Raw genomic sequence first — 25,983 nt, forward strand, 5'->3', positions numbered from 1 at the left:
GAGGGCGCATGGACATCACCCTGGTGCACGGTGACATCACCCAGCAGAAGACCGACGCCGTGGTGAACGCGGCCAACTCATCCCTCCTGGGCGGCGGCGGGGTCGACGGCGCCATCCACCGCAGGGGCGGCCCGGAGATCCTCGCCGAATGCCGGAGGCTGCGCGCGTCCCACTACGGCGGGGGGCTCCCCGCGGGCCAGGCGGTCGCCACCACGGCGGGCCTGCTGCCCGCCCGCTGGGTGATCCACACCGTCGGCCCCGTCTACTCGGCGACCGAGGACCGCTCCGCCGTGCTGGCGTCCTGCTACCGCGAGTGCCTCCGCGTCGCCGACGACCTGGGCGCCGCGTCCGTCGCGTTCCCCGCCGTCTCGACCGGCGTCTACGGCTGGCCCATGGACGACGCGGCCCGCATCGCGCTCGCGGCCGTCCGGTCGGCGTCCACCCGCGTGAGCGAGGCCCGCTTCGTCCTGTTCGCGCGGGACGCCTACGACGTCTTCGCGAGCGCTCTCCGCTAGTCCTTCGGCTTGCCCGCCGGCGGGACGATGAGCGTGGGCCGGTGGACGTGGTGCAGGACGCGCGTGGAGACGCTGCCCAGCAGCACCGAGCGGGCGCCGCCGAGGCCCCGCGAGCCGGTGACGACGATCGACGCGTCCAGCTGCTCCACGGCGTCCGTGATCGTGGCCCAGACCGGGCCGTCGCCGCGCGCGGCCACCGCCCGGACGTCCGCCAGGCCGGCCGCGCGGGCGAGGTCCGCGCCCTGCTCGGCGAGCCGCTTCGCGTGCAGCTCCTCGGGGAGGGTGTCGCCCGTCTCGGGGATGCCGACCATCGGCGCGGTCGCCGCCAGCGGCGACGCCCACGTGATCCGCGACAGCAGCGGCTCCCACACCGTGAGGATCACGGCCGGTTCCGGCCGCAGGTGCCGCGCCGCGAACTCGATGGCGGCCTGCGCGTCGTCGGAACCATCGAACGCGATGAGAATCGTCATACCCGGAGACTTCTCCACCCTCGGTCGGTGTGAACGCCAAGGTGGTGAACGTCTCACCTGCCGGTTCGGGGGGAGCGGCCGGAGCCGGGCGGGCCCGCGAAGGCCTGCGCCAGGTCGAGCCAGCGGTCGGCGTCGGGGCCGTCCGCGGTGAGGGCGAGGTCGGCGCGGTGGCGGCGCTGCGTCGCGAGGTGGCAGAAGTCGAGGGCGGGGCCGGCGACCGACTGGGCGGCGTCCTCGGGTCCCCAGGTCCAGATGTCGCCGTCCGGGCCGGTCAGGACGACGCGGAACGCCTCGGCGGGCGGCTCCAGGCCGCGGTTGCGGTACGCGAAGTCGCGGGCGCGGACGCCGATGTGCGCGACGTGCCGGAGCCGGGCCGTCGGCGCGCGGACGACCCCGAGCGCGTCGGCGACGTCCTCGCCGTGCGCCCACGTCTCCATCAGCCGGGCCGTCGCCATCGAAGCGGCGCTCATCTGGGGGCCGAACCACTGGACCTTCGTGCCGGGCGGGACGGCGGCGAGCGCGCGGCCCAGGCGCGCGCGGCCGTCCCGCCAGCGGGCGAGGAGCTTCGCCGGGTCCTCTCCGGCGCCCTCGGCGGCACCCCGCTCGACGTACCCGGCCGGGTCGGCGATCGCCTCCTCGAGAAGCCGGACGAACGCGTCGGCATCGGTGGCGGCGACGACGGCCTGATCGTCGGTCCAGGCGAGGTGGGCGATCTGGTGCGCGATCGTCCAGCCCTCGGCCGGGGTGGCGGCGGCCCACCGGTCGGCGGGCAGCTCCGCCACCAGGGCGTCGAGGGAGTCGCCTTCGGCGGTCAGGTCGGCGAGCAGGCTTTCGATGTCCGGCATCTCCCCATGATTCCCCGCGCCGAAGGGGCGCGTACAGGGCCGAACGCCATTTCGCTCAGCTCTCCTCGAGGAGGGCGCGGGCCGCCGCGTAGTCCGCCTTGCCGTTCGGCAGCCGGAGGCCGTCGTCCGTCCGCACGAACGCCTTCGGGATCTTGTAGCGGGCCAGTTCGGCGGCGCAGCCCGCGCGCAGCGCCGCGTCGTCCGGGGCGGAGCCCGGCCGGACCACCGCGACGATCTCGGTGCCCCACCGCTCGCTCGGACGCCCGACGACCAGCGCGTCCTCGATCCCGGGCAGGTTCCGCAGGACGCCCTCGACCTCCTCCGCGAACACCTTCTCGCCACCCGTGTTGATCACCGTGGCCTCGCGTCCGTGGACCTCGACCATGCCGTCGGCCCGCAGCCGCGCCCGGTCGCCCGCGACGACGAGGCGCTCCCCGTCCACGGTCCGGAACGTCTTCGCGGTCTTCGCGGGGTCGTTCAGGTACCCCAGCGGGACGGACCCGCCCTTCGCCAGCCAGCCCATCTCGTCCTCGCCGGGCTCCAGCCGGCGCGTGAGGTCCTCGCTCAGCACCGCCGTCCCCGCCGCGGGCAGGAACGGGTCGGCGCCGGCGCCCGCGCGCGTCACGGCGAAGCCCGTCTCGGACGACCCCAGCACGTCCACCAGCCGGACGCCGGGCAGCAGCTCCAGCAGCCGCGCCTTCACCTGCGGGCTGATCGCCGCCGCCGAGTTGACCATCGAGCGGAGCGACGACAGGTCGTGCTCGCGCGCCTCCAGCGCCGCCACGATGGGCCGCGCGAACGCGTCCCCGACCAGCGGCATCCGGGTGGCGCGGGTCCGCTCGGCGGTCGCCATCAGGTCGGCGGCGTCCAGGCCGTCCACCCGGTGGGGGAACACCACGCAGCCGCCGCCGATCCACGCGCCGAGCGACGACCAGGTCCCGGCGCCGTGCATCAGCGGCGGGCCGACGAGGACGCGCGCGGTGCCCCGGACGGCCCGCGCCACCGCCTCGTCCAGGTCGGTGATCGGGGAGCCGTCGCGGCGCCGCAGGCCGAGCGGCCCCAGCATCAGGTCGCCGATCCGCCACAGCGCGCCCTTCGGCAGCCCGGTGGTGCCGCCGGTGTAGAGGATGTGCAGGTCGCGGCCGTCGGGCCGGACACCGGCCACCGGGTCGGCCGGGGCCTTCGCGAGGGCGTCCTCGTAGTCGAGGGCGCCCGGCAGGAGCGGCGTGCCCGACTCGTCCGCGACCTGGAGGAGGAGGGGCGCGGGGTCGAGGTTCGCGGCGACGCGGGCGATCGCGTCCGCGAACCGCGCGTGGTACATGATCGCGGCGGGGCGGGCGTCCGCGAACAGCTGGGCGAGCTCGGCGTCCACGTACCGGTAGTTGACGTTGAACGGGGCGAGCCGCGCCTTGTGCGCCGCGAGCAGCCCCTCCAGGTACTCCGGGCCGTTGTGCAGGTACAGGGCGAGGTGGTCGTGGGGCGACTCCCACTCCTCGGTCGGGCCGGCGTCCCGCAGGCCGAGGCCGTGCCCGTGCAGGACGTGCGCCAGCCGGCGGGTCCGCTCGGTGACCTCCCGCCAGGTGGCCGTCCCATCGCGCCACACGATGCACTCTCGGTCGGGGATCTCGGCCGCGATGGCCTCGTGCAGGGTCGCCAGATCGAGCATCGGCCCTCCTTCGGGGTGGTCCGCCGGAGATCACCGTAACCGAATCACGTTCGGTGATGTGCGGCGGGCATGATTCCGGGGTGGCCCGCACGCGCAGACCCCAGGGGGAGATCACCCGGGGCACGACCGCGCCCAACCGCCTGCGCCGCGTCGACCGCTGGGTCGCCGCCACCCAGATCGCGGCCCTCCGCTCGGACGACCGGCCGCTCGCCGTCGACCTCGGCTACGGCGCGTCCCCCGTCACGACCGCGGAGTTCCACGCCCGCCTCCGCGCGGTCGCGCCGCGCCTGGAGGTCGTCGGGATCGAGATCGACCCCGCGCGGGTCGCCGCCGGGAACGCCTTCCTCGCCGCCACCGGACCGCACGACGGGCTGGCGTTCCGGCTGGGCGGATTCGAGCTGCCGGTCGACCGTCCACCCGTCCTGATCAGGGCGTTCAACGTCCTGCGCCAGTACGGCGAGGCGGCCGCCTGGCGGGCCTGGGACGATCTGGCCGCCCGCCTCGCCCCGTCCGGCGTCCTGGTGGAGGGCACCTGCGACGAGATCGGCCGCCGCGCCGTCTGGGTCGCCCTCACCCCCGACGGCCCGCAGACCATCACGTTCGCGGCGCACCTGCCGACCCTCGACCGCCCGTCCGCGCTCGCGGAACGGCTGCCGAAGACGCTGATCCACCGGAATGTGCCGGGCGAGCCCGTCCACGCGCTCCTCACGGCCTTCGACCGCTGCTGGGCCACCGCCGCGCCGCACTCGGCCTTCGGCCCGCGCGCCCGCTGGACCGAGGCCGTGGAACTCCTCGCCCGCGAGTTCCCCGTCCGCGCGCGCCCGCCCCACGGCCGCCGCCGCTGGCGCGCCGGCGAGGTCACCCTGCCCTGGAGCGCCGTCGCGCCCTAACCCTCGCGGTGGATCCTGTGGGGGGCCGCCTGGACGCGCGGCTGCACGTCGATGCGGTCGATGTTCACGTGCGGGGGCCGCGTCACCGCCCAGGCGACGCAGTCGGCGATGTCGTCCGCCACGAGCGGCTCCGCGACGCCCTGGTACGGCTTCTCGGCCATCTCCGCGTCGCCCCGGAACCGGACGAGCGAGAACTCCTCCGTCTTCACCATCCCCGGCGCGATCTCCGTGATGCGGACCGGGCGGTCCACCAGCTCCAGCCGCATCACCTCGTTCACCGCGTACGCGGCGTGCTTCGCGGCGTTGTACCCGCCGCCGCCCTCGTACGGGACGTGCGCCGCCAGCGACGTGATGTTCACGACATGCCCGGCACCGCTCTCGATGAGCTTCGGCAGCAGCGCCTTCGTCACCCGCACGAGCCCGATCACGTTCGTCTCGTACATCGCCCGCCAGTCGTCGAGCCCGGCCGTCGCGACGCTGTCGAGCCCGAGCGCGCCGCCCGCGTTGTTGACGAGGACGTGGCATCCGCCGAGCGCCTCCGCCAGCGCGTCCACCGACGCCTGCGACGTCACGTCCAGCTCGACGGCCGCGACGGTCCCGGTGCCGGGGACGTCCGCGCGGATCTCCTCGGCCAGGGCCTCCAGCCGGTCCTTGCGGCGCGCCGCGAGGACGACGTTGAACCCCTCCGCCGCCAGGCGCCGCGCCGTGGCGGCCCCGATCCCGCTGCTCGCTCCGGTGATTACCGCGGTCTTACGCATGGGGCAAGCCTTCCAGGCCGCGGCGCGGCGCGCACAGCCGGGTCGCCGGTGAGGTGGGTCACTGTGACCTGTACGTACGGTTGCGGACCGCCGTACGGGAACACCTAAACCGGTCGATAGGTTGCACTACCGGAGGTGGTGTCCGGTGCCGCGTCGTATCAACCGGGTTGCGACGGTCAGTGTTCATACTTCCCCCCTCGACCAGCCGGGTACCGGCGACGCGGGCGGCATGAACGTCTACATCGTCGAGGTCGCCAAGCGCCTCGCCGCGCGGGGGATCGAGGTCGACATCTTCACCCGCGCGACCTCCCGGGCCCTGCCGTCCGTCGCGGAGCTGGCCCCCGGCGTGCTCGTCCGGCATGTCGTCGCCGGGCCGTTCGAGGAGCTGGACAAGGGCGAACTGCCCCGCCAGCTGTGCGGGTTCACGTCCGGCGTGCTGCGCGCGGAGGCGTCCCACGACCCCGGCCACTACGACCTCCTGCACACCCACTACTGGCTCTCCGGCCAGGCCGGGTGGGCCGCGAAGCGCCGCTGGGGCGTCCCGCTCGTCCATTCGATGCACACGATGGCGAAGGTCAAGAACCTCGCGCTGGCCGACGGGGACAAGCCCGACCCGCCCGAACGGGTCCTCGGAGAGGAGCAGGTCGTCGCCTCCTCCGACCAGCTCGTCGCGAACACCGACAAGGAGGCCCGCGAGCTCGTCGACCTGTACGGCGCCGAACCGTCCCGCGTCGCGACCGTCAGCCCCGGTGTCGACCTCGGCATGTTCCGCCCCGAACCGCCGCTGCTCGCCCGCGGTCTCCTCCCGCACCGCACCGGCCCGGCCCGCCGCCGCCTCGGCCTGCCCCGCGACGCCTACGTCCTGCTGTTCGTCGGCCGGATCCAGCCGCTGAAGGCGCCCGACGTGCTGCTGCGCGCCGTCCACCGCATGCTGTCGGACGACCCGTCGCTGCGCTCGAAACTCGTCGTCGCCGTCGTCGGCGGCCCGAGCGGCAGCGGCCGATGCCGCCCGGACGGCCTCCAGTCGCTCGCCGCCGAACTCGGCATCGCGGACGTCGTCCGCTTCGAGCCCCCGAGCCCCCAGCACGTCCTGGCCGACTGGTACCGGGCCGCGGACGTGACGGTCGTCCCGTCCCACAGCGAGTCGTTCGGCCTCGTCGCCGTAGAGTCCCAGGCGTGCGGCACGCCCGTCGTCGCGTCCCGCGTCGGCGGCCTCTGCACCGCCGTCGCCGACGGCGAGTCCGGCGTGCTGATCGGCGGCCACGACCCCGCCGACTACGCCGGCGTCCTGCGCCGCCTCCACGACGAACCCGGCCTGCGCGCCCGCCTCGCCCGCGGCGCCATCCGCCATGCCGAGGGCTTCGGCTGGGACGCCACCGTCGACCGACTCCTCGAGGTGTATACCGGTGCCATGTCACTCCCGGCCGTGCGTCTCGCCCCACCCGCCCTCACGCCCACGTTCGCCGCGGAGGTGACCGCGTGACCCCCGCCGAGACCATCCGGCAGGCCCTGGACGCGTCCGAGCTCGAGTACGACGAGCCCCGCGAGGACGCGTTCTTCGTCAAACTGCCCGGCACCCACAAGCTCGCCACCATGACCTGGCTGATCATCGGCGACCACAGCCTGCACGTCGAGGCGTTCTTCTGCCGCCGCCCCGACGAGAACCACGCCGACTTCTACCGCTTCCTCCTGGAGAAGAACGGCCGCATGTACGGCATGGCGTTCGCCCTCGACGACGTCGGCGACGTCCACATCGTGGGCAAGCTGCCCCTCGCCTCGATCACCCCGGACGAGATCGACCGGATCCTCGGCTGCGTCCTCACCTACTCCGACGAGAACTTCGACAAGGCCCTCGAACGCGGCTTCAAGACGTCCATCCAGAAGGAGTGGGACTGGCGCGTCAAGCGCGGCGAGAGCCTCGCCAACCTGAAGGCGTTCGCGTCCTTCGCGGACCCGGCGAATCGGTCCTGACGGCCGGTGCCGATAAGCTCTGACCATGGCGACCTTGGTACTGCTGCGGCATGGCGAGAGCGTGTGGAACGCCGAAGGGCTGTTCACCGGCTGGGTTGACGTCGACCTTTCCGCGAAGGGCGAGAGCGAGGCGACCAAGGGCGGCGACCTGCTGCTCGACGCCGACATCACGCCCGACGTGGTGCACACGTCCCTGCTGAAGCGCGCCATCCGCACCGCGAACATCGCACTGGACGTCGCGGACCTCCTGTGGATCCCGGTCGAGCGCTCCTGGCGGCTCAACGAGCGCCACTACGGCGCCCTCCAGGGCAAGAACAAGGCCCAGACCCGCGAGGAGTTCGGCGAGGACCAGTTCATGGTCTGGCGCCGCTCCTACGACACCCCGCCGCCCCCCATCAAGGACGACGACCCCCTCTCCCAGGTCAACGACCTCCGGTACGCGTCGCTGCCGTCCGAGCTGATCCCGCGCACCGAGTGCCTCGCCGACGTCGTCGACCGCCTCCTCCCGTACTGGTACGACTCGATCGTCCCCGACCTGGCCACCGGCAAGACCGTCATGGTCGCCGCGCACGGCAACTCGCTGCGCGCCCTCGTCAAGCACCTCGACGACGTCTCCGACGACGACATCGTCGGCCTCAACATCCCGACCGGCATCCCCCTCGTCTACGAACTCGACGACGATTTCGCCCCCCTCAAGCGCGGCGGCGAGTACCTCGACCCGGCCGCCGCCAAGGCCGCCATCGAGGCCGTCAAGAACCAGGGCGCCGCCCCCTCCACCAAGAAGCCCAAGAAGAAGTAGCCGCCCCGAAGAGCCCGCCGAGCCCACCGCCCGGCGGGCTCTCGTGTTCCCGGGAACTCCGCCGAACCGGACCGCATGTGGCCTTCCGACTACAAAGCGTGCCCACCGCTGCTTACCGTGAGGACGACCTCGCCGGTTCTCAGCAAGGAGGCTGACATGGCGGATCCGGACCCGAGATGGGATCCGAACAAGTGCCGTCGCGGTGGAGCGGTACCCGACTTCACCGGCGCCGACATCATGGCGAAGCTGGAGCAGGACCAGCCGGCCCCGCTGTTCGTCTGGCTGCACGACGCGCACCCGTCGAACAAGAAGTGGGACCGGACGTACGGCCTGGTCTGGCAGGTCCAGCACGGCGGCTGGACCGTCCACGTCGTCGCCCACGTCCACGTCAAGACGCTCAAGAACCGCACGCACAGGTACGTCGACGGCTACGCCTACATCCCTGGGTACCTGAACTTCCAGTCCCGGCCCCCCGACTTCGCCTTCTTCCACGTCCCCGGCTACGACCCGAGCACCCACACGAGCGGCTGGAGCACCGACCCGACGGCCAACGCCGCCTTCCTGTCCGGTGTGAACCGCTACCCGGTCTGACCGCCGAGGCGCGCGTCCCCCATGGACGCGCGCCGCTACCGGCCAGGTCAGCGCATGACGCGTCCTGTGGCATGGTGGACGTGTGAAGCTGGAGGACCTCGTGCGGCTGCGCCGGGCCCGCGACGCGATGGACCGCGACTACGCGGAGCCCCTCGACGTCCCGGCGCTGGCGCGGGTCGCCCTCATGTCGCCGGGCCACTTCTCGCGGAGCTTCCGCGCCGCCTACGGCGAGACGCCCTACAGCTACCTGATGACGCGGCGGATCGAGCGGGCCAAGGCGCTGCTGCGGCGGGGCGATCTGTCGGTGACGGAGGTCTGCTTCGCGGTCGGCTGTACGTCCCTCGGGTCGTTCAGCTCGCGGTTCACCGAGCTGGTCGGCGAGAGCCCGAGCGCGTACCGGGCCCGCGACCACGAGGAGGGCGCCCCCATCCCGGCCTGCGTCGCGAAGATCAACACGCGACCCGTCAGGAATGGAGAAGCCAAACCCGGCCCCCGCGCCTAGCGTTGTGGCCATGGACATCAAGCTTTCGCAGTGCTTCATCGCCGTCGACGACCACGACAAGGCGCTCCCCTTCTACCGGGACGTCCTGGGCCTCGAGGTGCGCAACGACGTCGGCTTCGAGGGGATGCGCTGGGTGACCCTCGGCTCCCCGACGCAGCCCGATGTGGAGATCGTCCTCGAGCCGCCCCTCGCCGACCCGAACGCCTCGTCCGCCGACAAGCAGGCCGCGGCGGAACTACTCGCCAAGGGCATGCTGCGCGGCGTCATCTTCAAGACCGACGACGTCGACGCCACCTTCGATCGCATCAGCGGCGCGGGCGCCGAGGTCCTCCAGGAGCCGATGGACCAGCCGTACGGCGTCCGCGACTGCGCCTTCCGCGACCCGGCCGGCAACATGCTCCGCTTCAACCAGCCCCGCAAGAAGTAACGAGGCGCGCGACGCGATCGGAGGGCTCCCGCAGCCGCAGGAGCCCTCCGGTCGCCGCCCGAATCAGGACGTCTCCCACCACGGCTCGACGTCCTTGCGGGCGACGTAATCGCGGAAATCCATGTTCGCGATCTCCAGATTGCACGCCATCGATCCGACCTCACGGCACGGGAGGACGGCGGGCCGTCCAGGGGTGTCGTACAGGTCGACGACGGTCAGGGGCCGTCCGGGCTCGGTGAAGCTGCTCGCGTCGGCGAGCGCGACCAGCGTGGTGTGCTCCTCGCGGGGGACCAAGGCCGGGACCTGGCCCGGCAGGAGTCCCTCGAAGGCCCGGTCGTCGACGACCAACGCCGTCAGCGGGTAGTGCTCCACGTCGATCTGGCTGGGGTCCAGGTCTGCGCCGAGCCAGCCGTCCTCGTTGGTTCCGCCCAACTCGGCCAGCAGGGCGTGCCAGCCCTCCTCATCATCGAAGGAGGTGCGGACGAGCAGGGCGGCGGGCGTGGAGGGCAGTGCGGGGAAGGTCCGGTGCGTGAGCGGCGTGGCAGCGGGGAAGGCCGGTCGGCCGTCGTCGCCCTGGTACACCCCGCTCACGTCCATGTCCTGGACCAGATGCTCGAACGCGAGCGCGCCGCTCGTCAACGCGGTGATGATCTCCCCGAGCCGGGCCGGCTGGACCCGGACGCCGCGCCCGGGGATCTCCGCCAGATCCACCAGCAGCGGAGCCGCCCCGCCGTACACCACCGGAGAGTCGGCCAGGACGACGACCACCTGGTCACCGGAAGGGAAGAGCGCCGGAACGTCGCCTCCGTGCAGGTAGTTCCACCCGGCGCCTTCGACAAGGCGAAGCCGCGTCCCGCCGCCATCGAGGACGAGCACATCACCGTCCCGGCACGCCCCGAGCTCCTTGAGCAGGCCGCCCCACAATGCCGTGTCGGCCTCATGGCGAGTGCAGACCAGCAGCACCTCGCCGGGCGTCGGCGTGGGAAGCGCGGGAATGGACATGGCTCTCCTCCGAATGCTCCCGGCCATGATGACGACGGGGTAGGACATCGTGGCGGGATCGGCCTGGAGGGCGGCCACCTCGTTGCCCGTGGCTTGAGCGCCAAGAGAGGAACCCGCCGCCCTGTCCGGGCGGCGGGTTCCTCCGGCGAGCGGGTCAGTTCAGGTCGGTGATCTCGGCGGGGCGCTGGCCGGTGACCAGGTAGACGACGTTCTCCGCCACGTGGACGGCGTGGTCGGCGAAGCGCTCGAAATAGCGGCCGGCGAGGGTGATGTCGACGGCCGGTTCGACGCCGTACTTCCACTTGGGGGAGAGCAGCATGTCGAACAGGCGGCGGTGGAGGCGGTCCATCTGGTCGTCGTCGGCGTCCAGTTCGAGGCCCATCTCGACGTCGCGGGACGCGATCACGCTGCCCGCCTTGGCGATCATGCGTTCGGCGATCTGGCCCATCTCCAGGACGGTCGCCTGCAGGACGGGCGGCACCGCCGACTCCGGGTGGCGTCGCCGGGCCGTCTTGGCGATGTGGACGGCGAGGTCGCCCATCCGCTCCAGGTCGCCGCTCATCCGCAGGGTCGTGATCAGCGTGCGGAGGTCGCCGGCGACGGGCTGCTGGCGGGCCATCAGGTCGAAGACGGTCTCCTCGATCTCCGCGTCGATCTTGTTGACGAGCTCGTCACCGCTGATGACCTCCTCGGACAGGCGGAGGTCAGCGTCCAGCAGGGCGGTCACCGCGCGGGCCATCGCGGACCGGACGAGCCGCGTCATCTCGACCAGCTTGTCGGAGAGGGAGTCGAGCTCCTCGTGGTAGGCGTCGCGCAATTGGGGTTCCTTTGCGAGGGCTGGGCGGGCGAACGGGGGGCGAGAGCGGACTCGCCCACGCCACAGCCTGCCTGACCTGCGTGAACCTGCCCGGATAAGAAGGTGAACATTGGGCGAACGACCCCGCGTCGGGCGTGCGCGGAGGGCGGGGAACCCTCTGGGGCCACCTACCATCCGTGGTGTGGAGGTCGAATTCATCGCGAGCCTTGCCGGGCTTGCCGGGCTCGCGATAGGGCTCGCTACGGGATTGGCGGTGCGCGTGAGCGAGCGGGCCCAGCGGACGCAGGTGCCGGGGAGCGCGGGGGCCGGCGTTCCGCCGGGCGTCGCGTCCGTGCTCAGTGTGCTGCGGTCGTCCGCCGTGGTGGTGGACGCCGAGGACCGGGTGCTGCGCGCCAGTTCCGCCGCCCGCGCGTTCGGCATGGTCAGCGACGACCGGCTCGTCCTGGACGAGCTGCTCGCGATGGCGCGGCTCGTCCGGCGGGACGGGGAGATCCGGGAGACCGAGATCCAGGTGGGCCGCGCGCGGGGCCGGAGCCGGGCCGACGGCCGCTGGTTCGCGGTCAGGGTCGCGCCGCTCGGGTCCCACGGCCTGGTCCTGGTGCTGGCCGAGGACCTCACCGACATGCGCCGGACGGAGGCCATCCGCCGGGACTTCGTCGCGAACGTCAGCCACGAGCTGAAGACGCCCGTCGGGGCGCTGTCGCTGCTGGCGGAGACGGTGGAGAGCGCCGCCGACGACCCCGAGGCGGTGCGGCGGTTCGCCGGCCGGATGCAGTACGAGTCGGTCCGGCTCACCAACCTCGTGCAGGACCTCATGACGCTGTCGCGCGTGCAGGGCGACGAGCCGCTGCCCGACATGCGCCCGGTGGGGCTGGACGAGGTGACCGCGGAGGCGCTCGACCGCTGCCAGATCAAGGCGTCCTCGAAGGAGATCGAGCTCGCCGTCGGCGGCCAGCCCGGCCTGAAGGTGCGGGGCGATGAGGAGCTGCTGATCACCGCGCTGCGCAACCTGGTCGACAACGCCGTCGCGTACAGTCCCGAACGCACCCGAGTGGTGGTGTCGACCCGGCGCGTGGACGACCTGAACATCGAGATCAACGTCGCCGACCAGGGCATCGGGATCCCGGACGCCGAAGTCGAGCGGATCTTCGAGCGGTTCTACCGGGTCGACCCGGCGCGGTCCCGCCAGACGGGCGGCACCGGGCTCGGGCTCGCGATCGTCAAGCACGTCACCACCAAGCACGGCGGTGAGGTGACGGTGTGGAGCAAGGAGGGGTCCGGGTCGACGTTCACGATCCGGCTGCCGCTGCTCGAACCGGCCGCGGAGACGCCCGCGGCCCCGCTTCACACCACCGCTGAGATATGAGCACCATGAGGTGCCTGCGCGGTCCCGTCCCCGGGGCCGCGATGGAATCCGCCCGGGAGGCAACACCGTGACCCGTGTGCTCGTCGTTGAAGACGAGGAGTCGTTCAGCGACGCACTGTCCTACACCCTGCGCAAGGAGGGCTTCGAGGTGGCGGTCGCCGCCACGGGCCCCGACGCGCTGGACATCTTCGAGCGCAACGGTGCCGACCTCGTGCTGCTCGACCTGATGCTGCCCGGTCTGCCCGGCACGGAGGTGTGCCGGGAACTGCGGGCACGCTCCAGCGTGCCCGTCATCATGCTGACCGCCAAGGACAGCGAGGTCGACAAGGTCGTCGGGCTGGAACTCGGCGCCGACGACTACGTCACCAAGCCGTTCTCCACCCGCGAGCTCATCGCGCGGATGCGGGCAGTCCTGCGCCGCCAGGGCGATGTGGAGGAACTCGCCCCGGCGACCCTGGAGGCGGGCCCGGTGCGCATGGACGTGGAACGCCACGTCGTCAGCGTGAACGGGGCGCCCGTCCAGCTTCCCCTGAAGGAGTTCGAGCTGCTGGAGGTGCTGCTCCGCAACGCGGGCCGCGTCCTCACCCGCATGCAGCTGATCGACCGGGTGTGGGGGGCGGACTACGTGGGCGACACCAAGACGCTGGACGTCCACATCAAGCGGCTCCGCGCCAAGATCGAGGAGGCGCCGTCCACGCCGCGGTACATCGTGACCGTCCGGGGCCTGGGCTACAAGTTCGAGCCCTGATCCCCTGCCGGACGCGAACGGCCCGCACGGAGATCCGTGCGGGCCGTCTCGTGTCCGGGCTCAGTGACCGCCCTCGGCGGGGGCCTCGGAGGTGGGCGCGCCGTGCCCGCCCTCGGTGCCGCCGGTCGCGGGCGACACGGTCGGCAGCGGGACGCCGGGGGCCACCGCGGTGAGCGTGGCGAACTCGTCCTGGTGCGGGACGACCGGCAGCGACAGCTCGATGGAGCCGGCCTTCTCGAACCGCAGCGTCACCGTGATCCGCTCGCCGCCGATCAGCCGCTTGTTCAGGCCGGTCAGCACGATGGTCGGGGCGTTGCCGGCGGGAGCCTGGGTCGCGGTCGGCGTCGCCGCCTCCGGCGTGTTGCTCGACGTCGGCGACTCCTCCGGGCTCGGGGTCGCGCCCTGGCCGGTCGGGGCGGGCGTCGCCGCGTCCTCCGTCGGCGTGGCGGTGCCGGTGGGCGAGGCGGTCGGGCTCGCGGTCGCGGTCTTCTTCTTGGTCGGGCTCGCGGACGGCGACACCGTCGCCCCGGTCTTCCCGACGAGCTGGACGGCGACGCCCATGCCGTCCGGACCGGCCGGCGGCAGCGTCACCGCGCCGCCGGCGATGGACGCGCCGGAGAAGGCCGGCGAGCTCACCGACACGAGCCGGTCGGCGCGGCCCTTCACCTGGTTGATGAGGGTCGCGTACAGCGGCAGCGCGGCGCCCGACGGGAACGCCTCCCCGGCCTTCGGGCCGAGCAGGAACATGTGCCGGATGTCGACCTCCGGCGCCTCGGGCTTGTTCTTCGGCACCCAGGCGTTGACGCCCTCGGCCAGCTGGGTCGGAGCGGCGGTCTGGGGCTCCGAGCCGGCGCCGCAGCCGGAGATCACCGGCGCGACGGCGACGGCGCCCGCGACGGCGAGCGCGACCACTCGACGGCTGTTTCGGATCACGGCGTCGGTCTCCTCGCGAAAAATGGCGTTCAAGGTCTGAAGAGCGGCGTGAGATACGCCAGGGGAAGCGTAGCGATGCCGGGGCGCGAACCCCGCCCCGGGGTGCGCGACACGGCGGGGAATCCGTCAGCCCGACCGCAGGACCGCGATCTGCCGGGTGAGCTCCGGCCCGACGCGCGGGTCCTGGAGCACGGCGGTGACGACGCCGTCCGCGCGGACGAGGACGGCGGTGAGGTGGCGGGGCGCCGTCCCGGCGTAGGCGGTGGCGAGGAGCGCGCGGGGGTCGTCGAGGAGCCGGGGCGTTCCGTCGTGGGCGGTTCCCGCGCACGCCCGGAGGTCCTTGATGCCGACGGGTGCCCGACCCCCGGCCGCCGGACGGGGGTCGGCGACGAGCCAGAAGTGCAGGCGGCGCTCCCGCGTCCGGGCCGCGAGTTCGGCGACGACCCGCCGGCAGCGGTAGGCGGGCGGGACGACGGCGATCACGCCCGGCCGCAGGGAGCGGAGCAGCGTGCGGGTGCGCTCGCCCGCGACGGCGTCGACGTGGCCGTCCGGGAGCAGCCCGCCGATCCGCCCGGGACCGGCGGACGGGAGGGGCGCCAGCCGGGCCGGACTCGGCCGCGGGCCGGGACGCGGCCCGAACACGGTCATCAGCATGCCGCTCACCAGCGCGACGAGCAGCGCGCCCGCGATGATCGGGATGGCGACGCCGAAGCGGGTGAGGGGGCGGCCGAGCCGCGCCAGCCGCTCCCGGCGCCGGCGGCGGCGCTCCTCGCGGTGGTAGGCGAGGACGTCGCCGTCGAGCTCGCGGGCGTCGTCGGGGATCACGACGTCGACGCGGGGCAGCCCGTAGTCGTCGGGGTCCGGGGCGCCGTCCGGCCTCACGTCAGCTCTCCCCTCGTCCGCGGCGGGGGCCACGGGCGCTTCGTACCCGCCGCGCCCGGGGTCTTCACCTTCCAGTATGGGCCGGTTCCGCGGGATCGGCAGGGTGCTTGTCACCCGGCCCGCATAACCGATATGGCAGGACGGTGAGAGTTGTGTGACGGAGCTGTCACTAAGCGTGTCGGGAACTGGTCGGAGATGCACCGATAAAGGGCTTTGTCAATACCCTAATAAGGGTGCTGACCTGCGGATATGCCCTGATGCCCGGTTCGGTCACGCTCGTTTGCGTGCTACCCTGGTTCTAGCGGAAGGGGTACTTGTCACATGACTTTCCAGGTCGGCGACACCGTCGTCTACCCCCACCACGGGGCTGCTCGGATCGAGGCCATCGAGACTCGCACCATCAAAGATGTGGAAAAGACCTATCTGGTGCTGAAGGTCGACAAGGGTGACCTGACAGTGCGCGTGCCTGTCGAGAACGTCGAGGACGTCGGTGTCCGCGACGTCGTCGGCCAGGAGGGTCTGGACAAGGTGTTCGAGGTGCTTCGCGCACCCTACACCGAAGAGCCCACCAACTGGTCGCGCCGGTACAAGGCGAACCTTGAGAAGCTCGCCTCCGGCGACGTCAACAAGGTCGCCGAGGTCGTTCGCGACCTGTGGCGCCGCGACAAGGAGCGCGGTCTGTCCGCGGGCGAGAAGCGCATGCTCGCCAAGGCGCGTCAGATCCTGGTCAGCGAGCTCGCGCTCGCCGAGAAGACCAATGAGGACAAGGCCGAGGCCCTGCTCGACGAGGTCCTGGCCAGCTGAGTTGAACGTAGCGCTTCCCCGGGTGGGCGTCGGAACCGACGTCCACCCGTTCTCGTCCGAGCCGCGCCCCCTGTGGGTGGCCGGGCTCGAATGGCCCGGTGAGGGCCACGGCCTGTCCGGCCACTCCGACGGCGACGTCGCCGCCCACGCGGCCTGCGACGCCCTCCTGTCCGCCTGCGGTCTGGGCGACCTCGGCGCGGTGTTCGGCACCGCCGACCCCCGCTGGTCCGGCGCGTCCGGCCGGGCGCTCCTCGCCGAGGTGGCCCGCCGCGTCGCCGAGGCCGGCTACACGATCGGGAACGTGTCCGTCCAGGTCATCGGCAACCGACCCAAGATCGGCAAGCGGCGCGCCGAGGCGGAGAAGGTCCTGAGCGAGGCGCTCGGCGGCGCTCCGGTGAGCGTGTCCGCCACCACCACCGACGGGCTGGGCCTCACCGGACGCGGAGAGGGCCTGGCCGCGATCGCGGGCGCCCTCGTCGTCCCCGCCTCCTGATCATTCGGTGGGCGGGGTCGGGGAGCTGCGGAAGGTGCTGGACGGCGGGTCCCAATCCCAGATGGGGAGATCGTCGTCGTCGCTCTCCTCCGGGGCCTTCGCGTCCGGGCGGCGGCTCGCCACCTCCACGTCCGTCGGCGGGGCGGCCGGCGGGGCCGTGATGGCCAGGGGCCGCGGAAGCGGATCCAGCTCCGGCTGAGGGTCGCGGTCCGGCTGGGAGTCGAGTTCGGGACGCGACTCGTCCGGCGCCTCGATCAGCTTGACGTGGCCGCGCTGCGTGGTGACCGGTTCGGCGCCGGGACCGGTGCGGGCCGCCACCCGGATGTGCTTCACCATCGTCAGCCACAGCCATACCGCGATGACCAGCATGACCTGCGGGGCCACCGCCACCCCGGCGCGGAGCGGATCGCGGGGGATCTCGCCGTACCCCCACACGGAGTGCTGCACGGCCGCCGCCGCGACACCTCCGGTGAGGAGCAGCAGCAGCGTCCAGCGGAGCAGGCGGGTCCACCAGCGGGCGTGGCGGGCGACGACCAGGGAGAGGATCGCCAGCGCCGTCAGCGTGTCCACCATGATCGGGTGGACGTGCGACCAGCGCTCGCCCGCGCCGCCCGCCTCGGCGAGATCGCGGAGGGCGCCGTACGTCAGCGTGTAGGCGCCGCCCGCCAGCGCGGCGACCACCAGGCCGGCGAGGGCCACGAGGGCGAGGCGCCGGCCGGGCGAGAAGTGCGGGCCGGACGGGTCGGGTCGGGGCTCGTCGGATGCCATGGCTCTCGTTCCGGGGGAAGGGACGATCTTCTTCTTGGGAGCGTAGCCAGCGGAACCGGCGGTCACGCCCCCTATTTCATGATCACCCGGCCTCGCGGACGGCGGAAGGACTCCGGGATTCCCCGGCGCGGGACGCCGAGGCCGGCGCCCTCATCAGGACGCCGGCCGCACCACCGGCCGGATGCGGCGCCAGGGGCGCGATAGCGCCACGAAGGCATGCGCCGATCCAATAGCCTTGACCCTGTGAGCCTGCGCCTTTACGACACCGGTACCCGTAGCGTCCGCACGTTCGAGCCCCTCGAAGAGGGCCGCGTGGGGATGTACGTGTGCGGTGCCACCCCGCAGGCCGCGCCCCACATCGGCCACCTCCGCTCCGGCGTCATCTACGACGTCCTGCTTCGCTGGCTCCGCCGCTCCGGATACACGGTGACGTTCGCCCGGAACGTCACCGATGTCGACGACAAGATCATCGCCGTTGCGGCGGACGCGGGCGTGCCCTGGTTCGCGATCGCCGAGGGCAACCAGCGCGTCTTCAACCAGGGCTACGACCTGCTCGGATGCCTGCCCCCGACGATCGAGCCGCGCGCCACCGGCCACGTTCCGGAGATGATCGTCCTCATCCGGCGGCTGATCGAGAACGGGCACGCCTACGCCGCCGGCGGGGACGTCTACTTCGACGTGCGGTCCTGGGCCGACCGCTACGGCTCGCTGTCGAACCAGCGGCTGGAGAACATGCGGTCGGCGGGCGACACCCCCAACGAGGACGCCAAGCGCGACCCGCGCGACTTCACGCTCTGGAAGGGCGCCAAGCCCGGCGAGCCGTCCTGGGAAACGCCCTGGGGAGAGGGACGGCCGGGCTGGCATCTCGAATGCTCCGCCATGGCCACGAAATACCTCGGGCCGACGTTCGACATCCATGGCGGCGGCGTCGACCTGATCTTCCCGCACCACGAGAACGAGATCGCGCAGTCCCGGGCGGCCGGCGATGAATTCGCCCGGTATTGGCTGCACAACGGTCTCCTCACCGTGGACGGCGAGAAGATGAGCAAGTCGGTCGGAAACGTCGTCCTGCTCCCCGACCTGCTCGGGAAGGCCCGTCCGGCGGAGATCCGGTACTACCTCGCGTCCGCGCACTACCGCTCCCTGATGGACTACACCGACGCCGCCCTCGCCGAGGCCGTCTCCGCCTACCAGCGGATCGAGGGGTTCGTGACGCGGGCGGCGGAGGTCGCCCCGGCGGGGCCCTGGTCCCTGCCCGCCGCCTTCGTCTCGGCGATGGACGACGACCTGGGCGTCCCCCAGGCGCTGGCGACCCTGCACGAGACGGTGCGGGAGGGGAACAGCGCCCTGGCCTCCGGCGACCACGCCGCCGTGTCGGCGCTGCTCGGGTCGGTGCGCGCGATGGCGGACGTCCTGGGGCTCGATCCGCTGGCGCCCCAGTGGAACACCGCCGGCGCGGACGACCTGCGTCCCGTCGTCGACGCCCTCGTCGCCGTCGCGCTGGAGCAGCGCCAGGCCGCCCGCGCCCGCAAGGACTACGCGGCGGCGGACGCCATCCGCGACGGCCTCATCAACGCGGGGATCATGGTGGAGGACACGGCCCACGGCCCCCGGTGGGAGCTGAAACGCGACTGAGGCACGCGCGGACGCGCCTAAAATGAGGGGTTCGAGGGCGTCCGCCGAAGTGCCGCCCGGCAGCGAGAACGCAGGGGGCATGATGGCCAAGCGCAAGGGCAAGGGACCGACTCCGAAGGCCGAGGACCGGCACTGGCACGGCAAGCGGCAGAAGGCCCGCGCCGTGAAGAGCGCCCGCCGCACCGGGACCCAGACCCTCGGGCCGGGCGCCCGGTCCCGCACCGACGAGCAGCGTCCCGCCGCGGGCCGCCCCGCGGGCGCCCGCCGCGCGACCGGCGAGGTACCCGAGCTCGTCACCGGCCGCAACCCGGTCGTCGAGGCGCTGCGCGCGGGCGTCCCCGGCAGCGCCCTGTATGTGATGTCCGGCACGGACGAGCGCATCCGAGAGTCGATCCAGCTCGCCGCCGACCGCGGCGTCCCGCTGCTGGAGACCGGCAAGAACGAACTCGACCGGCTCACCGACGGCGCCGTCCACCAGGGCATCGCGCTGCAGGTCAAGCCGTACCGCTACGCCCACCCCGACGACCTGCTGCGCGGCACGGCCCCGCTGATCGTCGCGGTCGACGGGATCACCGACCCCCGCAACCTGGGCGCGATCGTCCGGTCCGCGTCGGCGTTCGGCGCGTCCGGCGTCGTCGTCCCGGAGCGGCGCGCCGCCGGGGTCACCGCGGGCGCCTGGAAGTCGTCCGCCGGGACGCTCGCGTCCATCCCCGTCGCGCAGTGCACGAACCTGTCGCGGCAGCTCAAGGCGTACCAGAAGGCCGGGTGCTTCGTCGCGGGCCTGGACGCCCGCGGCGGCGTCACCGTCGCCGACATGGAACTCGCGTCCGGCCCGTTCGTGCTGGTCGTCGGCTCGGAGGGCAAGGGCATCGGACGCCTCGTCGCCGACACCTGCGACATGCTCGTCACGATCCCGATGCCGGGCAAGGCCGAGTCCCTGAACGCGGGCGTGGCCGCCGGCATCGCCCTGTACGAGGTCAGCCGCCTGCGCGCGTGACCTCGCGGATCCTCCCGCGCAGGAAGCGGCGCTCGGCCTCGTTCTCCGTCAGGTCGAGCGCCGCCCGGTAGGCGTCCGCGGCCTCCGCGTTACGCCCGACCCGGCGCAGGAGATCGGCGCGCACGGCGTGGAACAGGTAGAACCGCTCGATCTCCAGCCCGTCCACGAGGCCGAGCGCCACGGCGGGCCCCTCGACCTCCGCCACGGCCACGGCCCGGTTCAACGCGACGACGGGCCCGGGGGTGACCGCCGACAGCTGGTCGTACAGGGCGAGGATCTGCCGCCAATCCGTCGGCGGCTCGCTGTGCACGGCGTTGATGGCGGCCTGGATCTGGTACGGCCCGGGCCGCCCCCACCGCAGGCACCGCCTAACGATGCTCCGCCCCTCCTCCATCAGCTTCCGATCCCACAACCCGGGGTCCTGATCCGCGAGGAGGACGAGCTCCCCACCGACCTCCCGGGCGTCCCGCCGCGCGTGGACGAGAAGCATCAGCGCGAGCAACCCCATCACCTCGGGCTCGTCCGGCATCAGCTCCGCCAGCACACGCCCGAGCCGGATGGCCTCCGCGCACAGATCGACCCGCGTCAGCTCACCCTCCCGCGCCCGGTACCCCTCGCTGAACACGAGATACAGGACGGCCAGCACGCTGCCCACCCGCCCCGGCAGATCCGCCTCCCGCGGCACCCGGTAGGGGATCCCCGCGTCCCGGATCTTGTTCTTGGCCCGCACCAGCCGCTGCGCCATCGTCGCCTCGGGAACCAGGAACGCGTGCGCGATCTCCGCGGTACTGAGCCCCCCGACCAGCCGCAGGGTCAACGCCACCCGCGTGGCCGGGGCGAGCGCGGGGTGGCAGCACGTGAAGATCAGCCGCAACCGCTCGTCCGGCACGGCCCCCTCATCGACGGCCTCGCCCGCCACCAGGGCGGCCTCGGCCTGCTTCCGCCCCCGCACGGCCTCCCGCCGCAACCGGTCGATGGCCCGCCGCCGCGCCGTCGTGATGATCCACCCGGCGGGGCTGGGCGGCGTCCCGTCCACCGGCCACCGCCGGACGGCCTCGGCGAACGCGTCCTGGACGGCCTCTTCGGCGACGTCCACATCGCCGAACTCACGGACCAGGACGGCCACCGCCCGCCCGTGCTCCCGGCGGAAGACCCGCTCGACCTCCAATCAGCCCTCGCTTTGGAAGGGCCGCACCTCGATCGGAAGCCCGGTGATCCGCGCGTACTGCCCGGCCCACTCCAGCGCCTCGTCCAGATCCTGCACCTTGATGATCGTGATCCCGCCGAGGTGCTCCTTCCCCTCGGTGTAGGGCCCGTCGGTGGCGACGACGTCGCTCCCGCGCACCCGCACCACGGTGCTCGCCGACGGCTCATGGAACCCGGCCCCGAACACCCAGGACTCCGCCATCTCCAGCTCCCGCCGGATCTCGAACAGCTCCTTCATGATCGGGTCCAGCACCTCCGGCGGCGGCCTCTCCCCGACCGGCTGGAACATGTTGAGCGCGTACAGCTTCATGGCGTCCTCCCGTGACGTCGCTGCGGACCTCTCACCGTCTACACGAACGGATCACACCCACATCGACACCGGGAGAAAAATCTTCGCCAACCCCGTCCCGCGAGCGAACCCCCCGCCCCGTGGACTACCATGCGGTGGCGACCACGCCGGCGTAGCTCAACTGGCAGAGCATCTGTCTTGTAAACAGAAGGTTAGGGGTTCAAGTCCCCTCGCCGGCTCCAGTTCATTGGCCCTTCCCCCGCTCCTCAAGATCGCGTGGGGTTCTGGCGGCCTGGCCGGGTGGGCGCTTTGGTGGCGGCGCTGTCATTCAGTGGGTGTCTCGGCGATGTTGAAGAGTTGGCCGGGGGCGTTCGGGTCACAGGGGAGTTGTAGGACGGGGGCGTTGAGGGTCGGGGTTCCCTTGACGCCTACGCACAGGTCGCGGTTCTCGGGGAGTAGTTGGTGGCCGCGCGGCGTCCTGCGCATCGTGAAGCGGTCCGTCTGGATGCGGTCGCAGGTGTCGTCGGAGAGGGGCGTGCCGGGTTCGGCCGAGCCGTCGACCACGCCCATGCAGCCGGGGCCGAACTGCGGGTGGACGGTGGTGATGCGCCAGAGCGTCCCGTGTCTGGTGAGAGCGCGGGGCGGAAAGCTCTTGGCGCAGTCCGTCAGGTAGATGCGGCCGCTTCGGTCGTTCCTCCGCTCGGAAAGGCAGAGGTCTCCGAGTTTGAGGACCGTGGTGGCCGAAGGGCCTGCTGCGGGAGGTGGCGTCTCGGACGGTGCTTCCGCTGGGCGGGTGAAGTAGGCGGCGCCCGTGATCGCCGCGACGGCGACGGACGCGAGGGTCGCCGCGACCGTTCGGCTCGATATGCGGCGGGTCGAGGGCGGTGTTTCGGGAGGCGCGGCAGGGGCCTCCGGCTCGCTGGTCATGGGGTGGACGAGGCGTTCCCGGGTCGCCAGCCATCGGGCCACGTCCTCGGGGCCGCCGCCGCAGACGCGGACGAGTTCGGCGACCATTTCGCGCCGGGGGGCGTTATGGCGGTGCAGCGCCGTGGCCAGGGTGGAGGCGGGTAAGGCGTAACCACCGGTGGCGGACGTGCGGCGCTCGATTTCCTTGAAAGTCAGCCCGCTGCGTTCGCGCAGCCTCCGCAGCGCCACCACGAACTCTTCTTCGGTGGTCGCCGAAGAAGGATCCAGCTTTGCCTCGGATGCGTTCTCGCCGCTCACGCGCAGAGTGTGGCAGAAGCCGGCCGTTCGGGTCCATCCCGAACGGCCGAACGGTACGGAATACCTGGTCACAGCCGGTTGAATGCTGGTTGCCGGCATGGAAGGCGTCACCCCGGAACGGGCCTCGAGGCACGTTCACAAATCGGCCGTGGGGCGGGCGCCGAAAGAGACGGAATGGCACGGGAACTTTCGTGCCGAAACACGACCAGGAGATGAGATGAGCAGTTTCCGTGCGATCGGGCTCGGTCTCGCGACGGCGGCGTCCCTCGCCGTCGGCGCCGCCCCGGCGGTGGCGGCCCCCAACCCGCCCTCCAACCCCGTCAAGGCGGCCAAGGGCTGCCCGACCGAGATCTACTACAAGGTGAAGTCGAAGAAGGTCGTCAACTACTGGGTGCCCGGCACCCACTTCGTGGACGGGAAGGGCGGCGAGATCACCGGCAAGGTCGACCGGTCCTGGACGAAGGAGGCCAAGCTGGAGGTCGGTGCGGAGGCGTCCGTCAAGGCGGTGTGGGCCACCGTCAAGGGGAGCGTGTCCAAGTCGGCGACCAAGAGCAACACCGTGACGGTGGGGCACTGGTACAAGCACAAGATCAGCAAGAACCGGTACGGCCACATCCGCTACCGCGTGATCGGGTACAAGGTGCTCTTCGAGAAGCGGCGCGTCCGGCCGAACTGCTCCGAGGTGGTCCTGGACGCCTTCTACGGCAACATCCCCACCTCGAAGGAGGGCTGGAAGTACTGGGAGACCAAGAGGCCCTGACTCTTCCGGCGTCCGCACGCTGATGCCGGATTGGTCATCGCTCCGAGCCCGGTCCATGGCCGGGTTCGGGGCGATTCCTTTTCAGGCGGCGGAGGTCCGGGGATGGAGGAGGGCCGTCAGTTCTCGCTGGTGGGGAAAGGTGCCGGGGATGTAGGAGCACCAGGGGTCTTCCGCGTACGGGTCTCCCGTCAAAGCCATTGCGCGGGAGCGGGAGCCGCCGCAGATGCTGTTGAATTCGCAGCTGCCGCAGCGGCCTTGCAGTTTCGCCGGATTGCGCAGGCCCGTGAAGAGGGGCGAGGTCCGGTAGATGTCGGGGAGTTCGGATTCCCGGACGTTGCCCGCTGACATGGGGAGAAAGCCGCTCGGATGTACCGAGCCCAGGTGGGAGATGAAGACGAAGCCGCGGGCGGAGTTGACGTCCATGGGTGGGCGGCGGCTTCGGCGGGGCGGCAGGTTGAGGGCGGCCAGTTCAGAGGTGAGGGTCTTGTAGAGGTCGCCCAGGCCCAGGGCCGTGATGTGATCGGCACCTCGGCGGGCCAGGATCTCCCGTTGGATCGCCACGCGGCGGAAGTGGTGGCCTTCCGTGGTGCGGGCGGGGATGTGGGCGCCCGCGTCGTAGACGAAGTTCAGGACGTCCTCGACCTGGTGCGCGTCCAGGGGCGGGAGCAGGCGGCCCCGGCCCGTGGGGACGAGGAGGAAGGCGCTCCAGGTCAGCGCCTTCTCCGCGTGGACGACCCGGACGATCTCCGGCAGGTCGGTCAGGTTGTGGCCGGTGACCGTGGTGTTGATCTGCACCTTCAGGCCCAGGTCGTGGGCGTCGCGCCAGGCGTCCAGGGTCCAGCGGTAGACGTCCGGAGTGGCCCGGAAGGCGTCGTGGATCTCCGGGGTGGAGCCGTCCAGGCTCAGGGAGATCGCCCGCGCGCCCGCCTCCGCGAGGGCGGCGAGGTTCTCGCGGGTGAGGGTCGGGGTGCCCGAGGGCGAGACCGCGACGGGAAGGCCGAGTGACGTTCCATGCCGGACCAGGTCGAAGAGGTCGGGCCGCTGGAACGGGTCGCCGCCCGTGATGACGAACATCGGGGGCGGCGTGCCGAAGGCGGCGATCTGCTCCATGAGGGCGTACGCCTCGGCGGTCGCCAGTTCGCCCGGGTCGCGGTCGGGGACCGCCGAGGCGCGGCAGTGGCGGCAGGCCAGAGGGCACGCTTGGGTGGCCTCCCAGATCACGATGAACGGACGGTCGGTCGTGTCGTGGCGCGGACTGCGGATCTGTTTCATCGGCCCAGGAGGTAGTGGACGGCGTCGGTGGCGGAGTAGTCGGCCGGGAGGTCCGGAAGGAAGTCCAGGTCCTGGCCGAGGGTGACGAGCGGCGGTTCGATGTAGCCGCCGGGGCGGTGGCGGCCCAGGCCGACGTTGGCGACGAGGGCGTTGCAGAGGCATCGGCGGCCCACGGCGTCCGCCGCGTCCCCTCCCTTGCGGACGTAGTCCTCCACGGGTTCGGCGGGGCAGCGGTAGCCGACCGCGCCGTTCTCGCGGACGTAGGGCGTCCGCAGGTAGCCGAGGTCGCAGAGGCGGGGACGCTCTGAGTAGACGTCCTCCTCGGAGAGGGTGCCCTCCAGGGCGACGACCTTGAACGGGAAACCGGCCGGGGACGCCTGCGGGTCGTTGCGGACGCGCAGGTCGCCCTTCAGGGCTCGGGTGACGAGTTCCCGCCGCAGGTCGGGCCGCAGGCCCGACTCCTGGCTGAGCGCGAAGATGCTGCCCGCCTGGATGCCCGCCGCTCCGGCGGCGCGGGCCGCGGCCAGTGCGGAGGGGTGCGCGTGGCCGCCGGCGAGCCAGAACGGCAGGCCCAGTTCGGCGACCTTGGACAGGTCGACCTCGTCGCGGGGGCCGTAGACGGGCTCGCCGTCATCGTCCAGCCGCAGGCGGCCGCGGGGCGGCGCGCTGTGGCCGCCCGCCGTGGGGCCCTCCAGGACGAACCCGTCCGGGCGCGTGGCGGACGACCGGTTCAGGTACATCGCCAGGACGTAGGACGACACGATCGCCAGGAAGCGCGGCCGGGGCGCGGGAGAGGGAGGATCGAACGAGATCCGGTCACCCGTGTCGGAGCCCGCGACGGTGATCGTGAGGTGGCCGGTGCGGCCCTCGGCGAAGGCGTCCAGGAGGGCGGGGATCTCGGTCGGGATGCCGGCGCCCATGAGGATGTAGTCGACGCCCGCGAGCATCGCCCCGTACACGGCCGGCGGGGTGGCGAGCTGGATCTTCTCGAGGTAGTTGATCCCGACGGGGCCGTCGTGGCCCTCCTTCGCGAGCCAGACCTCCGCGAAGTTGCCCGCGACGTTCAGGTCGTCGCGGAACTCGTTCCGATGGAGGCTGAGCTTGGGGACCTGGCGGAACGGGCGGCCCGGCTCGATGCCGCCGGGGATGAAGTAGCGGCGCAGGATGCGCTCGGCGACGTCGCGCAGCGGGAAGGCGGCGAGGGCGCGGCGCAGGTCGCCGCCGGGGTCCCCGGCCTGGAGCCCGCGCGCCAGGAGCGCGTCGAGCGCCACGCCGGACACCACGCCGAGCTGGCCGGTGCCGGCGACGGCACCGGCCAGGCGCCAGCCCGAGACCCCTGCGCCCATCCCACCC

29 protein-coding genes and 1 tRNA gene are annotated in these 25,983 nt (G+C 72.3%); 16 read left to right on the forward strand and 14 right to left on the reverse strand.

The window, feature by feature from the left end; translation table 11 throughout:
* The first annotated feature begins 8 nt into the window (after positions 1–8).
* Positions 9–515: an O-acetyl-ADP-ribose deacetylase gene (locus IE99_RS0123740; protein ID WP_030175039.1), complete on the forward strand. Its 507-nt coding sequence runs from the start codon at positions 9–11 to the stop codon at positions 513–515.
* Here IE99_RS0123740 and IE99_RS0123745 read toward each other — a convergent pair.
* Genes IE99_RS0123745 through IE99_RS0123755 form a run of 3 tightly spaced genes read right to left on the reverse strand, consistent with a single transcriptional unit; the run spans position 512 to position 3,496 of the window.
* Positions 512–985 (reverse strand): universal stress protein, encoded by a 474-nt coding sequence (locus IE99_RS0123745; protein WP_030175041.1) that lies wholly within the window; start codon positions 983–985, stop codon positions 512–514. The genes IE99_RS0123740 and IE99_RS0123745 overlap by 4 nt on opposite strands.
* 53 nt (positions 986–1,038) lie before the next feature.
* Complete coding sequence (locus IE99_RS0123750) at positions 1,039–1,830, reverse strand: TIGR03084 family metal-binding protein (RefSeq protein WP_030175044.1); 792 nt, start codon at positions 1,828–1,830, stop codon at positions 1,039–1,041.
* A gap of 55 nt (positions 1,831–1,885) precedes the next feature.
* Positions 1,886–3,496, reverse strand: a complete 1,611-nt coding sequence (locus IE99_RS0123755) for an AMP-binding protein (protein ID WP_030175049.1) — start codon at positions 3,494–3,496, stop codon at positions 1,886–1,888.
* A gap of 80 nt (positions 3,497–3,576) precedes the next feature.
* Here IE99_RS0123755 and IE99_RS0123760 point away from each other — a divergent pair, with 80 nt between their 5' ends.
* Positions 3,577–4,386, forward strand: coding sequence for a methylase (locus IE99_RS0123760; protein ID WP_030175052.1), 810 nt, complete (start codon positions 3,577–3,579; stop codon positions 4,384–4,386).
* On the opposite strand, the gene IE99_RS0123765 is transcribed toward IE99_RS0123760, so the two are convergent.
* Positions 4,383–5,144: an SDR family NAD(P)-dependent oxidoreductase gene (locus tag IE99_RS0123765; protein WP_030175055.1), complete on the reverse strand. Its 762-nt coding sequence runs from the start codon at positions 5,142–5,144 to the stop codon at positions 4,383–4,385. The genes IE99_RS0123760 and IE99_RS0123765 overlap by 4 nt on opposite strands.
* A 145-nt stretch (positions 5,145–5,289) precedes the next feature.
* On the opposite strand from IE99_RS0123765, the gene mshA reads away from it, so the two are divergent.
* The 6 genes from mshA to IE99_RS0123795 all read left to right on the forward strand — a co-directional run bounded on the left by mshA (position 5,290) and on the right by IE99_RS0123795 (position 9,434).
* The gene (gene mshA, locus IE99_RS0123770) at positions 5,290–6,627 is read left to right on the forward strand and encodes a D-inositol-3-phosphate glycosyltransferase (protein ID WP_037559980.1); all 1,338 of its coding nucleotides are present in this window, start codon (positions 5,290–5,292) and stop codon (positions 6,625–6,627) included.
* A complete protein-coding gene (locus IE99_RS0123775) occupies positions 6,624–7,115 on the forward strand; it encodes a type III secretion system chaperone family protein (RefSeq protein WP_030175060.1) in 492 nt (163 codons plus the stop codon). The genes mshA and IE99_RS0123775 overlap by 4 nt, the downstream gene beginning before the upstream one ends.
* A 25-nt stretch (positions 7,116–7,140) precedes the next feature.
* Positions 7,141–7,914, forward strand: coding sequence for a phosphoglyceromutase (locus IE99_RS0123780; protein ID WP_051713118.1), 774 nt, complete (start codon positions 7,141–7,143; stop codon positions 7,912–7,914).
* A gap of 156 nt (positions 7,915–8,070) precedes the next feature.
* Entirely contained in the window at positions 8,071–8,505 is a 435-nt protein-coding gene (locus tag IE99_RS0123785) for a hypothetical protein (RefSeq protein ID WP_030175066.1), read from the forward strand.
* Positions 8,506–8,632: 127 nt separating this feature from the next.
* A complete protein-coding gene (locus IE99_RS0123790) occupies positions 8,633–9,007 on the forward strand; it encodes a helix-turn-helix transcriptional regulator (RefSeq protein WP_245623323.1) in 375 nt (124 codons plus the stop codon).
* A gap of 10 nt (positions 9,008–9,017) precedes the next feature.
* The gene (locus IE99_RS0123795; protein WP_030175071.1) at positions 9,018–9,434 is read left to right on the forward strand and encodes a VOC family protein; all 417 of its coding nucleotides are present in this window, start codon (positions 9,018–9,020) and stop codon (positions 9,432–9,434) included.
* Between the two features lie 63 nt (positions 9,435–9,497).
* On the opposite strand, the gene IE99_RS0123800 is transcribed toward IE99_RS0123795, so the two are convergent.
* Complete coding sequence (locus tag IE99_RS0123800) at positions 9,498–10,436, reverse strand: DUF6924 domain-containing protein (protein ID WP_030175074.1); 939 nt, start codon at positions 10,434–10,436, stop codon at positions 9,498–9,500.
* Between the two features lie 154 nt (positions 10,437–10,590).
* On the reverse strand, positions 10,591–11,253 hold the full coding sequence (gene phoU / locus IE99_RS0123805; protein WP_030175077.1) for a phosphate signaling complex protein PhoU: 663 nt from the start codon (positions 11,251–11,253) through the stop codon (positions 10,591–10,593).
* Between the two features lie 181 nt (positions 11,254–11,434).
* On the opposite strand from phoU, the gene IE99_RS0123810 reads away from it, so the two are divergent.
* Positions 11,435–12,619 (forward strand): sensor histidine kinase, encoded by a 1,185-nt coding sequence (locus IE99_RS0123810; protein WP_030175080.1) that lies wholly within the window; start codon positions 11,435–11,437, stop codon positions 12,617–12,619.
* Positions 12,620–12,695: 76 nt separating this feature from the next.
* Positions 12,696–13,367, forward strand: coding sequence for a winged helix-turn-helix domain-containing protein (locus IE99_RS0123815; protein ID WP_483852548.1), 672 nt, complete (start codon positions 12,696–12,698; stop codon positions 13,365–13,367).
* Positions 13,368–13,427: 60 nt separating this feature from the next.
* On the opposite strand, the gene IE99_RS0123820 is transcribed toward IE99_RS0123815, so the two are convergent.
* Together IE99_RS0123820 and IE99_RS0123825 are read right to left on the reverse strand one after the other, a co-directional pair.
* Positions 13,428–14,300, reverse strand: a complete 873-nt coding sequence (locus tag IE99_RS0123820; protein ID WP_157610462.1) for a hypothetical protein — start codon at positions 14,298–14,300, stop codon at positions 13,428–13,430.
* Between the two features lie 126 nt (positions 14,301–14,426).
* On the reverse strand, positions 14,427–15,182 hold the full coding sequence (locus tag IE99_RS0123825) for a hypothetical protein (RefSeq protein ID WP_030175089.1): 756 nt from the start codon (positions 15,180–15,182) through the stop codon (positions 14,427–14,429).
* A 321-nt stretch (positions 15,183–15,503) separates the two neighbouring features.
* Between IE99_RS0123825 and IE99_RS0123830 the strand changes: the two genes are divergently transcribed.
* Both IE99_RS0123830 and ispF read left to right on the forward strand, forming a co-directional pair.
* A complete protein-coding gene (locus IE99_RS0123830; RefSeq protein ID WP_030175092.1) occupies positions 15,504–15,986 on the forward strand; it encodes a CarD family transcriptional regulator in 483 nt (160 codons plus the stop codon).
* Between the two features lie 22 nt (positions 15,987–16,008).
* Entirely contained in the window at positions 16,009–16,479 is a 471-nt protein-coding gene (ispF, locus tag IE99_RS0123835; RefSeq protein WP_030175096.1) for a 2-C-methyl-D-erythritol 2,4-cyclodiphosphate synthase, read from the forward strand.
* Here ispF and IE99_RS0123840 read toward each other — a convergent pair whose 3' ends face one another.
* Positions 16,480–17,247 carry a DUF2637 domain-containing protein gene (locus IE99_RS0123840; protein ID WP_030175099.1) on the reverse strand — a complete coding sequence of 256 codons (768 nt, stop codon included), beginning with the start codon at positions 17,245–17,247 and terminating at the stop codon, positions 16,480–16,482. It abuts the gene before it with no gap.
* Positions 17,248–17,490: 243 nt separating this feature from the next.
* Between IE99_RS0123840 and cysS the strand changes: the two genes are divergently transcribed.
* Positions 17,491–18,882, forward strand: coding sequence for a cysteine--tRNA ligase (gene cysS, locus IE99_RS0123845; protein WP_030175101.1), 1,392 nt, complete (start codon positions 17,491–17,493; stop codon positions 18,880–18,882).
* Between the two features lie 22 nt (positions 18,883–18,904).
* Entirely contained in the window at positions 18,905–19,879 is a 975-nt protein-coding gene (gene rlmB / locus IE99_RS0123850; RefSeq protein WP_037559981.1) for a 23S rRNA (guanosine(2251)-2'-O)-methyltransferase RlmB, read from the forward strand.
* Here rlmB and IE99_RS0123855 read toward each other — a convergent pair.
* Positions 19,860–21,047 (reverse strand): RNA polymerase sigma factor, encoded by a 1,188-nt coding sequence (locus tag IE99_RS0123855; RefSeq protein WP_030175105.1) that lies wholly within the window; start codon positions 21,045–21,047, stop codon positions 19,860–19,862. The genes rlmB and IE99_RS0123855 overlap by 20 nt on opposite strands.
* A complete protein-coding gene (locus IE99_RS0123860) occupies positions 21,048–21,395 on the reverse strand; it encodes a YciI family protein (RefSeq protein ID WP_030175107.1) in 348 nt (115 codons plus the stop codon). It abuts the gene before it with no gap.
* Between the two features lie 145 nt (positions 21,396–21,540).
* Between IE99_RS0123860 and IE99_RS0123865 the strand changes: the two genes are divergently transcribed.
* Positions 21,541–21,616: transfer RNA gene (locus IE99_RS0123865), tRNA-Thr, on the forward strand.
* A gap of 82 nt (positions 21,617–21,698) precedes the next feature.
* Here IE99_RS0123865 and IE99_RS30665 read toward each other — a convergent pair.
* Positions 21,699–22,598 carry a helix-turn-helix domain-containing protein gene (locus IE99_RS30665; RefSeq protein WP_051713119.1) on the reverse strand — a complete coding sequence of 300 codons (900 nt, stop codon included), beginning with the start codon at positions 22,596–22,598 and terminating at the stop codon, positions 21,699–21,701.
* A 217-nt stretch (positions 22,599–22,815) separates the two neighbouring features.
* On the opposite strand from IE99_RS30665, the gene IE99_RS0123875 reads away from it, so the two are divergent.
* A complete protein-coding gene (locus tag IE99_RS0123875) occupies positions 22,816–23,358 on the forward strand; it encodes a hypothetical protein (RefSeq protein WP_030175112.1) in 543 nt (180 codons plus the stop codon).
* An 81-nt stretch (positions 23,359–23,439) separates the two neighbouring features.
* Here the strand turns inward: IE99_RS0123875 and IE99_RS0123880 are convergent, their stop codons facing one another.
* Together IE99_RS0123880 and IE99_RS0123885 are read right to left on the reverse strand one after the other, a co-directional pair.
* Positions 23,440–24,630, reverse strand: coding sequence for a TIGR04053 family radical SAM/SPASM domain-containing protein (locus IE99_RS0123880; protein ID WP_211258907.1), 1,191 nt, complete (start codon positions 24,628–24,630; stop codon positions 23,440–23,442).
* Positions 24,627–25,976, reverse strand: coding sequence for a beta/alpha barrel domain-containing protein (locus IE99_RS0123885; RefSeq protein ID WP_030175132.1), 1,350 nt, complete (start codon positions 25,974–25,976; stop codon positions 24,627–24,629). The genes IE99_RS0123880 and IE99_RS0123885 overlap by 4 nt, the downstream gene beginning before the upstream one ends.
* Positions 25,977–25,983 lie beyond the last annotated feature (7 nt).

The sequence above is a fragment of the Spirillospora albida genome, from assembly GCF_000718255.1.
In the GTDB taxonomy this organism is placed as follows: domain Bacteria; phylum Actinomycetota; class Actinomycetes; order Streptosporangiales; family Streptosporangiaceae; genus Spirillospora; species Spirillospora albida.